The sequence below is a fragment of the Rhodoferax sp. GW821-FHT09E07 genome, from assembly GCF_059416145.1.
Window position 1 is genome coordinate 1 of the sequence record NZ_JBWKOP010000014.1, and the last position, 11,899, is coordinate 11,899.

Annotated in this window: 12 protein-coding genes and 2 pseudogenes; 9 read left to right on the forward strand and 5 right to left on the reverse strand. The window is 54.2% G+C overall.

Annotation, left to right across the window (positions count from 1 at the left end):
- The first annotated feature begins 75 nt into the window (after positions 1 to 75).
- The 5 genes and pseudogenes from AC07OE_RS20240 to AC07OE_RS20260 all read left to right on the forward strand — a co-directional run.
- Complete coding sequence (locus AC07OE_RS20240) at positions 76 to 420, forward strand: hypothetical protein (RefSeq protein WP_495072361.1); 345 nt, start codon at positions 76 to 78, stop codon at positions 418 to 420.
- Positions 421 to 483: 63 nt separating this feature from the next.
- The gene (locus tag AC07OE_RS20245) at positions 484 to 1,113 is read left to right on the forward strand and encodes a hypothetical protein (RefSeq protein WP_495072362.1); all 630 of its coding nucleotides are present in this window, start codon (positions 484 to 486) and stop codon (positions 1,111 to 1,113) included.
- Between the two features lie 202 nt (positions 1,114 to 1,315).
- The gene (locus AC07OE_RS20250; RefSeq protein ID WP_495072363.1) at positions 1,316 to 2,047 is read left to right on the forward strand and encodes a hypothetical protein; all 732 of its coding nucleotides are present in this window, start codon (positions 1,316 to 1,318) and stop codon (positions 2,045 to 2,047) included.
- 156 nt (positions 2,048 to 2,203) lie between these two features.
- Positions 2,204 to 2,596 (forward strand): hypothetical protein, encoded by a 393-nt coding sequence (locus AC07OE_RS20255; protein ID WP_495072364.1) that lies wholly within the window; start codon positions 2,204 to 2,206, stop codon positions 2,594 to 2,596.
- A 160-nt stretch (positions 2,597 to 2,756) separates the two neighbouring features.
- Positions 2,757 to 2,876 (forward strand): annotated as a pseudogene (locus tag AC07OE_RS20260) (IS3 family transposase); the annotation flags it as partial.
- Between the two features lie 100 nt (positions 2,877 to 2,976).
- Here the strand turns inward: AC07OE_RS20260 and AC07OE_RS20265 are convergent.
- On the reverse strand, positions 2,977 to 3,960 hold the full coding sequence (locus AC07OE_RS20265; protein ID WP_495072365.1) for a site-specific integrase: 984 nt from the start codon (positions 3,958 to 3,960) through the stop codon (positions 2,977 to 2,979).
- 28 nt (positions 3,961 to 3,988) lie between these two features.
- Here AC07OE_RS20265 and AC07OE_RS20270 point away from each other — a divergent pair, with 28 nt between their 5' ends.
- Positions 3,989 to 5,191: a class I SAM-dependent methyltransferase gene (locus AC07OE_RS20270; protein WP_495072366.1), complete on the forward strand. Its 1,203-nt coding sequence runs from the start codon at positions 3,989 to 3,991 to the stop codon at positions 5,189 to 5,191.
- A gap of 15 nt (positions 5,192 to 5,206) precedes the next feature.
- On the opposite strand, the gene AC07OE_RS20275 is transcribed toward AC07OE_RS20270, so the two are convergent.
- From AC07OE_RS20275 to AC07OE_RS20285, 3 genes are read right to left on the reverse strand one after another with little or no spacing between them, the layout of a single operon-like run.
- Entirely contained in the window at positions 5,207 to 6,121 is a 915-nt protein-coding gene (locus tag AC07OE_RS20275; RefSeq protein ID WP_495072367.1) for a hypothetical protein, read from the reverse strand.
- An 11-nt stretch (positions 6,122 to 6,132) separates the two neighbouring features.
- On the reverse strand, positions 6,133 to 8,118 hold the full coding sequence (locus tag AC07OE_RS20280; RefSeq protein WP_495072368.1) for an ORC-CDC6 family AAA ATPase: 1,986 nt from the start codon (positions 8,116 to 8,118) through the stop codon (positions 6,133 to 6,135).
- Positions 8,119 to 8,127: 9 nt separating this feature from the next.
- A complete protein-coding gene (locus tag AC07OE_RS20285; protein WP_495072369.1) occupies positions 8,128 to 9,147 on the reverse strand; it encodes a phosphoribosyltransferase-like protein in 1,020 nt (339 codons plus the stop codon).
- A gap of 188 nt (positions 9,148 to 9,335) precedes the next feature.
- Between AC07OE_RS20285 and AC07OE_RS20290 the strand changes: the two genes are divergently transcribed.
- Complete coding sequence (locus AC07OE_RS20290) at positions 9,336 to 10,037, forward strand: caspase family protein (protein WP_495072370.1); 702 nt, start codon at positions 9,336 to 9,338, stop codon at positions 10,035 to 10,037.
- Positions 10,034 to 10,891 (forward strand): hypothetical protein, encoded by an 858-nt coding sequence (locus AC07OE_RS20295; RefSeq protein WP_495072371.1) that lies wholly within the window; start codon positions 10,034 to 10,036, stop codon positions 10,889 to 10,891. Before AC07OE_RS20290 ends, AC07OE_RS20295 begins: the two co-directional genes overlap by 4 nt.
- A 356-nt stretch (positions 10,892 to 11,247) precedes the next feature.
- Here the strand turns inward: AC07OE_RS20295 and AC07OE_RS20300 are convergent, their stop codons facing one another.
- Complete coding sequence (locus tag AC07OE_RS20300) at positions 11,248 to 11,565, reverse strand: diguanylate cyclase (RefSeq protein ID WP_495072372.1); 318 nt, start codon at positions 11,563 to 11,565, stop codon at positions 11,248 to 11,250.
- A 13-nt stretch (positions 11,566 to 11,578) separates the two neighbouring features.
- On the opposite strand from AC07OE_RS20300, the pseudogene AC07OE_RS20305 reads away from it, so the two are divergent.
- A pseudogene (locus tag AC07OE_RS20305) lies at positions 11,579 to 11,785 on the forward strand (IS3 family transposase); the annotation flags it as partial.
- Between the last annotated feature and the right edge of the window lie 114 nt (positions 11,786 to 11,899).

Here is an 11,899-nt window from a genome sequence, read left to right on the forward strand (position 1 = left end):
TTCTCGTCTTTCTATTTAGTAGTGGGTGCTGTTTGAGCCCCATCCGAATGGATTTATAAGCATCGGGGGAGCAAAGTGTCTACAGTCAATTTCACCGGTTTGCCAGCGCTAGCTTGGAGCGTTGGGTTCGTTGTGCTGGGATCCGTTCCAGTCTGGTTGGCCGCGAAGATCGCCGGCGCTGGCCGTGCAACATTGCTCAGGTCAGCTCTCTCATTGTTTCTGGGAGCTATTGGTGCAGTCATTGGCCTCTCCATAGGTGGCCCGATAGCCTTGTTGCTGGTGCCTTTGGCTTTTCTCCTGTCATTCAAATTTGTTTTAGATACGTCTTTCTTGGGAGCCTTTGTTCTGGGCGTACTGGCTGTAGCGGGATATTTTGCGATGGCACAGCTTATCGGCGGCGGAATGTCAGTCACGGCCTAACAACTTCCAAGTTGAAGATAGGGGTCTTCGGACCCTGCAAGAAACCTGGATTGAAATAACACAATGAAGCCACTACTCAAAATATTTCTTGCCATTGCATGTCTAGCTACCGGACTTCAAGCCAGGGCGGCCGATGCGTTTAACAGCTACGTTGCCGATGTTCATTTGAGTGAGAGCTATCAGTTTCGCGCACCGGAATCGGTCATCAGGTACACGGATGGCGACAAAGGTGTCCTGTTGAAGTCCATCCTGGACCCCGTACGGATGAAGGAAATGCTGGCCATCTATTGGCAGCGGTCCAGACAAGGTTCGGAAACGTCCAATCTTCCGCAGCTTTTGGCGCCGCTACTCAACCGGTATGAAAAAGCCTTTGAGGCGCGCGGCAGCCTCTACGAAAACGAATACCTGGATTCGGTCGAGGCGTACTCAGCCCTGACGGCTTCATCCATCACCTTGATGAACAGTGCGGCCGTCGCTCCCGCGACCAATAAGGACGGCAGCAAGCCGTCTGAGGATCAAGCCAAGTTGGCCAATAGCCTGAACTCCATGGTGAAGAATATTTCCAGCATATTGGTTGACGTGAATCGGCAGTTGGCCGCTGACATTCGAAAGAAGATAGGTGCGGGCAAGTTCTCTCCAGAAGGTGCAAAGCGTGCCTTAAAGCTTGCTGATTCGTTCAGTTCGCCCCAATAAGAACGGATGAGCCTGTCGAGGCGGAACTACAGGGACTGAATGTGTGGTCTTATCCCCAATATTGGGGATACCCAGCCACCCGCTAGCTCAGTAGCATCAACGCCAACTCGGCGGTAGCCGCCTTTTCCATATTGTTCATGGGGTCTCCGTGAGCAAGGTTCGAAGAGAGTTGTTAGCAGCTCTTAGTTATCTGAGTGCCAATATGAAAAACTTGACCGTCAATCCAAACGACATCCAGGGAACGTCAGCTCGGACGATCAATTTGTTCGTTGGCGCCATAGCCTTGCTGATCGGCCCGGGTCTTGTGCTTCTGGGGTTGGTTAGCAGGCCTTTCTTGGGGGCGCATTTGGATTGGTTCGCCGCTCCGTCCATAAGCGAATACTACGAATTTAACGACTTCACCCGCAATTGCTTTGTCGGCGCCATGTTTGCGATCGGTGTGTTGCTTTCAGCCTACCGTGGATGGCATCAGAACAATATTTGCGACCGGACAATTGCTACTTTGAGTTGGATTACCGCATGGCTGGTAGCTCTAGTCCCTTGCAATTCGCCATATTCAAAGATCCATTTTGGGGCGGCGGCAATCTTGTTCGTGATGATGGCCGCCATGCTGTGGTGTCGATTCACCGAAGAAACCGGGGATCCGGATGAACAGCGAGACCCTGCGTGGAAGAGGTTGAGGAATCGGGTCTACAGGACGTGTGCAGTGGTCATTTCAGTCGCCATATTCTTTAAACTTATCAGCTTCATTCCTGCGCTGCACTTTGACATCTATAGCCCTTGGAACTTCACCTTCTGGATCGAAGTTGTTGGGCTGACTGCCTTCAGCGTTGGATGGCTCACGAAGTCTCGCTTTATCCTTGGATACAAGCGGGAGGACGGTTGGCTTCATCGAACTAGGACACCTGAGTTTGCCGGTGAAAAAGCGCAGTAACGCTAGATCCGCTTTATATTGCACCGCTGTTTTTGTTAGTTTTCAGCTTCTATTCCCTGGAGTGAGGGGCGCCGTCATCGCTGCTCTTTGCATCACGACATCTGGCGTGGGAGCGCGGTTGATCTGGCGAGTCGTGGCTTCATCGGGGTGTATCCCTTGTACGCACTGGTTGCGCAAGTGCAGAGCTCCAACGAGCCTGAACTGCTCGCATTGCTTGCGCAGACATTTCAGGCTTTGACCGAAGATGAAGCGACCGACTTGGTCACCACCCTGACGACTCCATTGGGACAATGGGTTGTAGAGTCTTCTATGTGGGCACGGGAGTTTGTTCTTTCCGGGCCGGTCGTAGGCAATCGGGACCTGTCAAAACCATCAGGAAGCGCACCCCGACGACTCTCAAACACGGAAATTCAAGCCATAAAAGCCTTCGGCAGCACACCTCATTGGCAAGCCCTGCGTCGTGTGGGAAAAACATCCTTCCTAGGCAGTGAACTCATGACAGCGTTGGATTGGCCACAGTTCATAGATTTGATTCTTAGTCCCGCTTAGCGCCAATCCGTCACCAGCTCGCGACCGCCACGCCGCTACGACGACGAACAAAAACGGGCAGAGCAGCACTGCCGCCCACAGAAGCGAAGTGGTTGCTGGAAAACTGGCTAATCTCGACGCGTGAAGGCTCCACCCGAGGAATTCGCAGAATGTTTCTGTTGATCAATTCATTGGAGTCGTAGATGCATATATCCACTGGTACAACGAGAAGAGGATCAAGATATCCTTGGGCTCACTGAGTCCCATCGAGTACCGGGCAAGCCCTGACATCAGGGTTTAACCAGTCCAAGTTTTACGCCGCACCCACCCCGGGTCAAACTTCAACGCAATTCAACACCCCTTTGCTGCTCCTACCTCTGATCAACACAATATCGGTTTCATTAGGTTATCCGCAGTGGCTCGCGAAGCTTCGCCAGCGTAACCTCGTGGAGGGAGCCAAGTATGCGTTGGCGCGCGAGAGCACTCAGCTCGATGGAAATGTCCACACGCCGCCCTGTTTGATTTCGGACAATACCTATGTCGCGGGCTGCATGTCGTGTTGTGCCCTCGACGTAAGCTGAGCGGAGTATGCGCGGGTTGATGGCTTCCTTCACTTCTTTTTTGTTGTCTCTGCCAGACTGCATCAATGCCCAGATGGACCAGGTGCACAATGAATCGCCACTTCTCAAGTTGGAAATCAGGGCCGAACTCGGCTTGATCCTTCGAGACGATGCCTCCTGACGGCATCGCTGATATTGCCTCCAGAGCGCCACGAGCTCAACGGGAAGGACAACGGGATGCGGCCGACTGCCACAGGTAAGCGTACCCTCTCCTGAAACGCGCGAAATCCGGAGGTCTCGCACCTTTAAAAGCGCCATTTCGCGCGGTGACATAGCTCCCCAAAACCCTAGTCCCAGTGCGAAGAACCTGCGTGCTTGCTGCTCATCTGCGGCAAGGGGGGCGTTGGAAAGCACCTCGCGCAGGGATGGTGAAAGCGACTTTCCGATGGTTGGCAATTCGCCGGAGCTCATTGCGGTAGGGATAGAAGCATCGACATCACGCGGATCCCAATTCAGCCACCCAGATCTTGTGCAGTGCACCAAGAAGGCTCTTGTGATACGAAAAGCCTGCAGTGCGCTAGAAGGCTTCAGCGGCTTCCATTGACTGGAGATTGCCGAGCGATCCGTCGACAGGCACGTGACATAGGCTGTCCAGTGCTCCGGCTCGAAGTGGGATATCTCAACAATACCAATCGAAGCGCAGAAGGTGGACAAGCGAGCGACCTCGCCACGGTATGCGGTGATGGCGGCATCCGAGATAGCCTTCGACTTCAACCAGTCCACCTCAGCATCCGTGAATGTCACAGTAGAAATTTTTGTTGCCATAACCAGAATTATGTGCATAATTTTGGAAATGCGCTACAGATCGATCAAGTCTGCAAAAGTTTTTCGAGGTCAGGTTCTGACACCGGAGAAACTGGCCGCCCGCTTGGCTCAGAGCATTACCGTTCCTGGTGGTGACTGGTTGGAACTTGGTGCTGGCTCTGGGCGATTGCTGGAGGCCTGTGTCGCATCACACTCCATTGATCACTATGTCGCCGTCGAGCTTGATCACCGATTAGCCGCCAAGTGCGCAACTCCGACGCCTACCGAGCTGCACTTTGCCAATGTGCTGCAACCCGACGCGTTGGATGCTGTACTTGGCAATCGCCGCTTTAGTTGTACCGTTGGCAACCCTCCCTTTGGCGTGGGTGCGGTATCCCCAGCAGCGCAAGCGCGTCTGAAAGCCCTTTATCCGCAGGTGACTCAAATTAATGCGTGGGCGAGGCTTGACCTGTATTTTCTGCTCGAGTCACTGGCGCGTCTCAAGAGACCTGGTGAGGCCGCATTCATCGTTGCCGCGCCTATCGTCCAGGATCCTGCATTGGCTACGTTCCGTCAGACCCTGATCGACTCGGCGTCAGAGATTGAATGCCACGAGCTCCCGGCGGATACTTTCGACAAGCGTGCGGAGGTTCAGTCGTTTTTGCTCATCGCACGCTTCGGCCAGACACGCGGGGCGAATGTCACTCTCGGACGACTTGTTGGCACGGACTTCGAACTGACAGTTTCCAGACGAGTGAGTCGTACCGAAGCCATCCATCGGATGGATCTGGCACATCACGAGTTCCAAGACTTCACAAAGGCTTTGGCCCGACGCACGGGATTCACGACGCTTGAAGACTTGGGCGCGCGCATTGTCCGAGGCAGCCGCTCTCGGCATCAATTCGAAGACTTGGGCATTGAGCACTTTCACACCAGCGACTTCCCTCAGACCAGGGGCGACATTGCGTTTGGAGCGGAGCCGCTGGGGGCTTTTCAGACAGCAGAAGCCGGCAACATTCTGGTGCCTCGGGTAGGAACACGCTGCATAGACCGCGCCGCCTTTGTGGCGAAGGGTCGCCGAGCATTCACAGAGGCGGTGTATCGCGTCGTAGTACCTCAGCAGACACGTGTCTCGGTCTTCGACTGGATCAGCAGCGAAGAAGGCAAAGCCTGGCGCCGCAGTGCGGCGCATGGATCCTGCGCGAAACATCTGACTGTGGGTGCTTTGATGGCGATGCCCGTGCCGGCCTGATCCGGCAGGGTGGCTTCATTCAATCTCGAACCAATGGGTCCGATGAACGCCTCGCGTACGACCTTCCTTGCGTTCAGGGTGGTCATACACAACACGCATACGATCCATCTCAACACAATACAGAGCAGCGCCAATGGCGGCAGGTTTGGTTCCAAACGGCGCCACGGCCAGTCGATTGCACTGACTTCCGTCCAGACCCCGATGAACCTCCTGTAAAAGCAGGTATGCCCCGCGGGGGTTATTCGCGCCGCTGAAGCGAACACCAGGACTGAACTGCTCGATCAACCGTGTGTTGGCCATCAATGCGTGCATATCCCAGGTGGCTTGATATGGGGGCGTCCCGAAGACGACTGTCACATCGGTGTAAAAGTGGCCATCATCGTCGCTCAGTACTCGCAGAAGGCGTGCACCCTCGAAGCCAAGAAAGGCCACCAGATGCGCCTTGTTGCCGCCTGAAAGCAGCGGCGTAAAAGCGGGAATCGCATTCTTTGCCCGGAACCCAAGGCTGAGATCGAAAGCGGAACCCGGCGCCGGGGACTCCCCCGCAGGACGGCGAACATACTCGCGAGGTTCGGTGTAAATGAATACACATCTTGCTGGCTGAAATGATAGTTTGCGGTAGGCACGTAGGATCAACGCGATTTCCGGAAACTCCATTGTTGTGGCGTCAATGACGATGCTTGACGCAGGAAACTTGCGCGGAATGTCCTCCAGTTCATCGGAGCGGAATGAGGTTCCATCGATGATCAGCTCAAAGCGCTGGGGATCGTACTGAACGAAGGCTGACCGGCGGGCCAGGCTACGCGACTGTGGTGCAGAAAATTTGCTGCGGTCATCTAGGTCTTCGCGCCCATAGAACGCGAAGTCGAAGGTGCCCTTTTCGCTAGCCAAGGCCGCCTCAGCAACCACGTCTTGACGGATAAATTTCATGGTCGAAGCCCTCAGAACAGCTGTCTGGTGGAACCCGGCGTTTCCTGCTCGGGGGCTACGATCTCTTTGAGGAGCGACTCGAACGCTTGGGGCGAGTGACACAGAATGGTGTTGACTTGACTCGCTTTCAGCGTTATTTTGCGGCGCTTGCGATAGCTGACACTGAAGTGTGGCGCAAAGATACGGTTCAGCACCCAGTCAGACTGAGCAATGTCATAGTCGGATTTGCTCTTGGTGTCCGGCTCCTCATACAACACGGACCAAGTCCTGGCCTCTTTGAGGAGGTGGACAGCAGCCTCCGACAAGCCAGCCTTGTCCGAATGGTCAATCGAGAAATGGTTGATTTCTGGTTCACTCTGTGCGGCGCGTCGGTTAAAGGCCTCGAACAGTGTTCCAAGTCGGCGCACCATTTCGCGCAGCTTTTCGCCATGCAGCCCGAGCTGGGGCACATCCTCAAACATGGCATCCGAAACCTGTCGCGCCGCCTGCGCCTGAAACTCATAACTGACAGGCTCAATGTCATTGCGCTCCGAGCGCTGAAACGCCAAGAGCAAAGTGACATGGCATAGTTCTTGGAAGTATCGCAGGCTGGGTCTCGATAGCTGGCAAAAGCGATAGAACCCGGCGTAAAGGAGATTGGGCCGTTGCGGCAGTCCTGCATAAAGGTGGAAGAGACAACCATACAAGTTGTTGTCTATCCATCCTCCCACCTTGTAGAACGGATCGTCGCCACTCCTGTCATCCGTAAGGACGTTAAAGACATTGAGAACGGCTTGAGGATCCCCCGTGCGATTCAGCAATGCACCCAAGACCACACTGGCCCGCGCCTTAGCTGGGTCGATGAGCGTCGCCCCCTTCAGATTCGCGCGCAGATTATGACGACCTAGGCCCTTGTCGATCATGTCCGTCAAGCGCCGTTTGAGTGGCTCATCGTCCATGACCCGATGCGCTATCTCGGTGGAGGTCAGGCTCGGCAACAGCTCACGAACGCGTCCTACAACGGCGCGACGATATTTGTCCGAGAGCCGGTAGTCGAGGTGTGCGGGATCATGGAGACGGTCCGGATCAAATGCATCGCATCCAAAACTCACCCCCCCAAGGTGGAGGCGTAGCAGGAACAGCTCTGCCGCAAGCAACTCAAACTCATTTTCTTCCGACAGCAAATGCTCCAAGTCAATCTTGCGTAAATCGTGCAACTCAACGATGCGCTCATCACTGCTTGTCTTGAAATCAGTGACCGCATCGCGCTTGTGCGCAATGTGTACGGCGAGGCGAAGGCTCGGGTGCTTGATCGCGTCGCAGATGATCATGCGCTGATGTTCGCCCAGATTCTCAAATTCGTCGATGAAGGCGCGGAAAGAAAGATCTTTCAGCCGAGGCAATTTCTTGGCCATGTCCTCGGCCAGTCGCGGCAAAACCGAAGAGAACGACAGAAAGATTGGGGCCTCACATCGCTTCGGGTTACGAACCCATAACTCCAGCTCGGCGAGCTTCTCTTCCACAAACTCACCCAGCTCACCCACCACGGCTACTTGTTTCGAAAACTGAACCGCCAATGCAGAACTAATGGGCAGCGCGCGCACGTCTAAAGAGCCCGCACTCAAATCGGCGCGCGCCATGTTGTCCACAGCTTGGTGTACCTCGGCCAAAAGCTGCAGGGCTACATAGTGCGAGAACGCCATCCGTGCCTCTTCTTCACCGAGCCAGGCTGTCGTCATGAGCGAACAAAAACCAGTGTCTGGTCGAAGGTAGAGACCTACGCTCTTTAGGACTTCATCTTCGATCTGCCGTTTGCGTGGACTGAATGTTGTGCTATGGCAGAAGTGCCGGATGAACATGGTCTTCCCGCAACCCCGGCCGCCGAGTATTCGCACGGACTTGGTGTCCGCAAAGATGCTGATACGGCCGAAGAACGGTGGGACGATGAATTGATCCGACACATCCGCTGGCAACTGCTCTGCGCGGTTTTTTAGAAAGGCTTCTGCAAGGATGGACATGAACGCTCCTCAGCGATCGAACAAGGGTTGCCAGCGCGCGGTCTTGATAGACAGCAATGGCATCGAATTGTTTGGAACAGCATGCTCGAAAGCGACTACCAAATCGAGCGAATGCTTGGTCTTGACAGGGAGACCATTGCGACGACACAACTCAGTGACATGGGCTTGCACGTCCGACAGTAGATTCGCTGAGTCAGCGCCCCAGAGTTGTGAATCCTTGTCTGACGGTCTGAAGAAGCGATGGCCGGCGCTGAGAATCTCGACCGGGTGGGTTTCGAGCCAAGGAAGTGCGTCAGTGATTTTCTGAATGCCTGCGTCAAAGGCCAGCAATGGGCAGTAAATAAGCGCCCGCTTACCAACCTGGTCTCGGAGCTTGTAGTAATTGGCGAATGTCTGGAATTGCCGTCCAGTACCAACCATGTCGTCGATAAACACCAGGGCACGGACGGTGTCAGGCAAGGTCGCGAGGTTCTCCGGGCGGCACATCAGCTTCTTGGAGACGCCCAGATGCCGTCGGAACTGTCTGATGACGACCGCGCCGCTTTTGCCCGGGGTTTCTTCGAAGGTTCCGTCGACGGCGACAAAGCGTATGGCAGAAGATTCATCGCCATCGCGCAAAGCGGCTTCAAAGGCGTCCAGATCGGGGAATTTTAGGCTCGCTAAAGCATGGAGCACTCGCGGCAAATCACAGTGCACAAGATGGTGGAAGGAGCTGCGCACCATGGCGTCTGATCTATAGGTCAGACCATTCAACACATGTGCAGCCAGGTACTTGTCTTCTGATGATGTGAAATTCGCCAACCAGCCACTCAGCCGGATCTGGTCGATGCCGGTAATGATGCCCTTGTGCAGCAACAGTCGGAATCGATGCTCTATTTCATCAAAAAACCCGAGCCGGTCCATGGGGACGTTAAACGCCACTTTTTTCTCCCTGCGCCAAATATAGGCGGAATGTCGCATAACTCGGTTGGCCGCCATCAGGCAATCGAGTCGATGGCTGTTGGTGAGCCAGGCTCCGGGATGTCCCATCGAAGTCTCGACCTAGGCTTGTCAAGTTTACCGAGCTGCCTCAGCTTTGTCTTGTCCCCAATATTGGGGATACCGCAGTTAGGCCAAGCTCAGTAGCATTTGGCCTGTTGCCGGAACCAGTCGCTCATATGGCAGATCAAGAGGAGCACTGGCGAAGTGATGCGCATCTATTCTTTTGGGAGAGAAAAATGAAACGGAAAGCAATATTAATTGGCAATACACATGGCCTTCAGGGTGTAAAGACAGATCTGGAGCGCACTAGTACTTTTCTACGTAGTCAGTTTGGAGGCGGATGGTTCTCAACCGAAATTGAAGTGTTTGAAAACCCAAGTAAAGATCAGCTTCTTCGCAAGCTCGAAGTCGCTAGAAGAGAGTCCAATGACTATGCCTTCGTCCTTTTCAGCGGGCATGGGGGGCAAGAGCGGCAAACCATTCTTGAGCTGAATGGAGCTGGAGAAACGATCTCCGAATCACAGCTCCAAGACATTGCGCCACGACAGTTGTCAATTTATGACTGTTGCCGGGCGGTAGCGGAACAGGTGCGCAAATCGATTGCGCTTGACTCACTCAGTGCCTCATTTTCCGAATCTGTTTCAGTTCGACGCAAGTATGAGGACCGGATTATGGAAGCCATTCACCAGCAAGCACGGCTCTATTCATGTGCGATTGGGGAAAAGTCGTACGACACCCCACAAGGAGCCTTGTACTTAGGGCATTTGCTTGCAGCAGCGCGTGCCATCGATCAGCATAGCGATTTCAAGACAGTTGAAAGCGCTCATGCAGAGGCTAGGGTGGCAACGATTCGGGACTCCAAGGAAAAACAATCGCCTGAAGCCGTACTGCCAAAGTGCCTGACCAAGCAGCAACTCGTGATTGGCATGCGACCATGAGTGATCAGACTGAAGGCGCAGCTGCACCAAACAAGAATTTGGTTGAAGACAATCACTACCGTCTGAAGAGTGGGGACCATCATGCTGAACTGAACAAGACAATTCAGGATCTAATTCTCAGCACAGAGACGTATTTTGTCTACGTCGCGACTGACCAGTCTATTCAGTGGAGCACTACGGACGAGCACAAACCTGTGGAGCATTTTGGTGAGATCTCCAACAGGATGGCACTACTCGAAGCGAGGTCTGGATTCATTGAAGATCAGAATTCACTCCGAAGCGTCCGTCGGCAGATCGCCGAGGGCTTGGCACGTTGCCTTGCGGGTGATCAAAAATCAGATTGTTTGGCGCTTCTAGAAGAAGTGGAGCGCGAAATCGCTGCACGCAACATGGAGACAGCATGGAAGTGGTACTTCACAGCAGCCTATAAGGTTACGGGAGGCTGCGCCGGGGGCTTGGTGCTGCTGTGGCTAACACGTACTTGTGCTGTTGCGGCTATAGGTCGGACGGCCTTTGAGGCGTCTCTCGGAATTTTTTGCGGTGCACTTGGTGCGCTTTTATCTACCACTACGCGAGCTAGTCGACTCGTTATGGATGCGAATGCGGGCAAACACATCCATCAGCTTGAAGGTCTATCAAGAATCGGAGCAGGTCTCATCGGCGCTTTATTTGTAGCCCTGCTGTTTGAAGGCGGACTCATTTTTGGAGGCGTTCAGTTTCCCGGAAGCCGGTTTGCGATGCTGCTCGCTCTTTGTATCGCAGCCGGTGCCAGCGAACGATTGGTTCCATCGCTAGTAGCAAAAATTGAACAGTCAGCACTCAGTGACGATCGCCATACGGGCAATGCCGGCTAGCTGACCCAAATGCATATTCCACTCAAACCCGCCACTTGTTCTTGTTCAAAGACGCCACCCATTGCCATGTGAGCTCCTCAAGTCTATCAATGGCTATGGATCCAAGTCCTTCGCGCGTACCGCTTTTGAGTCAACCCTCGCCTCCTATTGAGGTACTGCCGTCCGCGGATTTCTGCGGTCAGCAGGGAGATGAACTGCTTGACGAGCACAGATGGGATGCCATGACAATCGCCGCCGCACTCGGCCACTGTCAACATGAGCTAATGCATCGATGCATTGCCGCGGGCCTGCACTGTCGAATAGATCTCATTTTCGAGTGGCCATCGGACCCACGAGACGTTTGCTAAAACAATCAACTATCGGGATGGGGCACCCCACACGATCTGATTGCGACCTTGCGCCTTCGCTACATACAGTGCAGCATCTGCGCGCGCCAAGGCTCTTTCCACTGCCTCTCCGTTGTGGTATTCGGTGACACCGATGGAGACTGTCAACCGCAAGAAATCGTTTCCGACAAGCATCTCCATCTCGGCCACTTTGGCGCGAACTCTTTCCAGACAAGCCTCACCCACCGATACATCCGTATCTGTGAACAACACGACAAATTCCTCTCCACCCCAACGCGCCAGTGTGTCGTTGGTACGGATATTGTTTTGCACCACGGATGTAAACATCTGCAGAGCGTGGTCACCCGACAACGCCGCCTGTGAAGGTTTCTTCGGGCGATTGAAAACAGAGCTGTTCTATCCTCGGAACTGGCAGGGCATATCAATCGATCAATTCATCCAGGTCGTTGACTGCTACATCCGCTGGTATAACGAAAAGCGAATCAAGCTCTCTCTGGGCTCACTCAGTCCCATCGAATACCGGGCGAGTCTCGGGATCACGGCATAACCAGTCCAAGTTTTACGCCGCACCCCCGTTGGGTCAGGGTTCAGCGGAATTCAACACTCCAGCGGTAGAAATCGGATTACGCGCATCGCAGGCGCAGTTGTATGAAAGAAAGGC

Excerpts from the sequence above, each read along its gene's own strand:
- AC07OE_RS20245 (WP_495072362.1), top strand. The coding sequence starts at position 484 with ATGAAGCCACTACTCAAAATATTTCTTGCCATTGCATGTCTAGCTACC.
- AC07OE_RS20250 (WP_495072363.1), top strand. The coding sequence starts at position 1,316 with ATGAAAAACTTGACCGTCAATCCAAACGACATCCAGGGAACGTCAGCT.
- AC07OE_RS20265 (WP_495072365.1), bottom strand. The coding sequence starts at position 3,960 with ATGGCAACAAAAATTTCTACTGTGACATTCACGGATGCTGAGGTGGAC.
- AC07OE_RS20270 (WP_495072366.1), top strand. The coding sequence starts at position 3,989 with ATGCGCTACAGATCGATCAAGTCTGCAAAAGTTTTTCGAGGTCAGGTT.
- AC07OE_RS20275 (WP_495072367.1), bottom strand. The coding sequence starts at position 6,121 with ATGAAATTTATCCGTCAAGACGTGGTTGCTGAGGCGGCCTTGGCTAGC.
- AC07OE_RS20280 (WP_495072368.1), bottom strand. The coding sequence starts at position 8,118 with ATGTCCATCCTTGCAGAAGCCTTTCTAAAAAACCGCGCAGAGCAGTTG.
- AC07OE_RS20285 (WP_495072369.1), bottom strand. The coding sequence starts at position 9,147 with ATGGGACATCCCGGAGCCTGGCTCACCAACAGCCATCGACTCGATTGC.
- AC07OE_RS20290 (WP_495072370.1), top strand. The coding sequence starts at position 9,336 with ATGAAACGGAAAGCAATATTAATTGGCAATACACATGGCCTTCAGGGT.
- AC07OE_RS20295 (WP_495072371.1), top strand. The coding sequence starts at position 10,034 with ATGAGTGATCAGACTGAAGGCGCAGCTGCACCAAACAAGAATTTGGTT.
- AC07OE_RS20300 (WP_495072372.1), bottom strand. The coding sequence starts at position 11,565 with ATGTTTACATCCGTGGTGCAAAACAATATCCGTACCAACGACACACTG.